This window comes from Kitasatospora sp. NPDC058492, assembly GCF_042720685.1.
In the GTDB taxonomy this organism is placed as follows: Bacteria; Actinomycetota; Actinomycetes; order Streptomycetales; family Streptomycetaceae; genus Kitasatospora.
Genome location: NZ_JBHXMU010000152.1, coordinates 1 through 1,523, shown reverse-complemented (window position 1 = coordinate 1,523; position 1,523 = coordinate 1). Strand labels below are relative to the sequence as shown.

General features: G+C 67.8%; 2 protein-coding genes. Both read left to right on the top strand.

The window, feature by feature from the left end:
- Positions 1-79 precede the first annotated feature (79 nt).
- On the top strand, positions 80-463 hold the full coding sequence (locus ACFWPI_RS39550; protein ID WP_380381112.1) for a transposase: 384 nt from the start codon (positions 80-82) through the stop codon (positions 461-463).
- Between the two features lie 20 nt (positions 464-483).
- Complete coding sequence (locus ACFWPI_RS39545; protein WP_380381110.1) at positions 484-1,488, top strand: IS3 family transposase; 1,005 nt, start codon at positions 484-486, stop codon at positions 1,486-1,488.
- The last annotated feature ends 35 nt before the right edge of the window (positions 1,489-1,523 follow it).

Genomic DNA, 1,523 nt, shown 5'->3' with positions numbered 1-1,523 from the left:
CCCTCTCTGTCAGCCTTGGGTGAGACATCCCGCTTTGTCGGGTTAGCCTGAGAGGGCCCGAGTAGGAGTTCCACCCCTGATGACCAGCACCAATCCGTCCGCAGCCGACCCGGCTCCCCGGCCGAAACGCCGCACGTTCAGTCCCGAGTACAAGCTGCGGATCGTCGCCGAGTACGACGCCGCGCCCGAGGGCGAGAAGGGCGCGGTCCTGCGCCGCGAGCGCCTGTACCACTCGCACGTCACCGAGTGGCGGGCCGCGCGCGACGCCGGGGCCCTGGAGAACCTGGTCGACCGGCGCACGAGCCCGGCCCGTCCGAAGAAGTCCGCCGCCGAGGTCGAGAACGAGAAACTGCGCCGGCAGGTGGAACGGCTGGAGAAGGAGCTCGCCCGGAACAAGGCCGCGTTGGAGGTTCTGGGAAAAGCGTCGGCGCTCTTGGAAATGATCTCCGAGAGCGCGGACTGAGGCACGCCGCTGATCCCGTCGTGGACGAGGCGTTCACCGCCGTCGAACACGAGCTGGGCATCACGGCCGCGTGCCGGTTGACCGGCCGCTCCCGGGCCACCCACTACCGCAGGCTGAAGCCGCCTCCCCCGCGCGGGCCCAGGTCCCCGCAGGTCCAGCCGTCGGCCCTGACGGCCGAAGAGCGAGATGCGGTCCTGGCGTTGATGAACAGCGCCGAGTACGCCGAACTGCCTCCCGCGCAGATCTGGGCCCGCGAGCTGGACACCGGGCGCTACCACTGCTCGGTCTCCACGATGTACCGGATCCTGCGCGAGCGGGGGCAGTCGGGTGAGCGCCGCCGCCAGGCCACCCACCCGGCCAAGACGGTGCCCGAACTGGTCGCCGACGGCCCCTCCCAGGTGTTCACCTGGGACATCACCAAAGCGGCCGGCCCCCGCAAGGGCATCTGGTACCACGCCTACGTCATCATCGACATCTTCAGCCGCTACATCGTCGGTCACACCGTCGAACTGGCCGAATCAGCCGAACGGGCCGAAGAGTTGATCCGCGAGGCAATCGAGCGCAACGGCATCGTTCCCGAGACCGTGCACGCCGACCGCGGCACTTCGATGACCTCCAAGAAGGTCTCCCAACTGCTGATCGACCTCGGCGTCACCCGAAGCCACTCGCGTCCCAAGGTCTCCAACGACAACCCGTACAGCGAGGCCCAGTTCAAGACCACCAAGTACATGGCCGACTTCCCACAGCGGTTCGACTCCCTGGCCCACGCCCGGGAATGGTTCGACGCCTTCATCTCGTACTACAACCACGAGCACCGGCATTCGGGAATCGGCCTCCACACGCCCGCCAGCGTCCACTTCGGCACCGCCGAGGAGGTCCGCGACCAGCGGGCCGTCACCCTTGCCGAGGCATACGCCCGGCATCCCGAACGCTTCGGCCGCCGTCCCCGACCGCCCGAGATCCCGCAGACAGCATGGATCAACGACCCCAGCAAGCGCAGGGAACCCGCCCCACAAACCTCCTAACATCCCGACCGTCTCACTGGACTTGAAATCTTCCG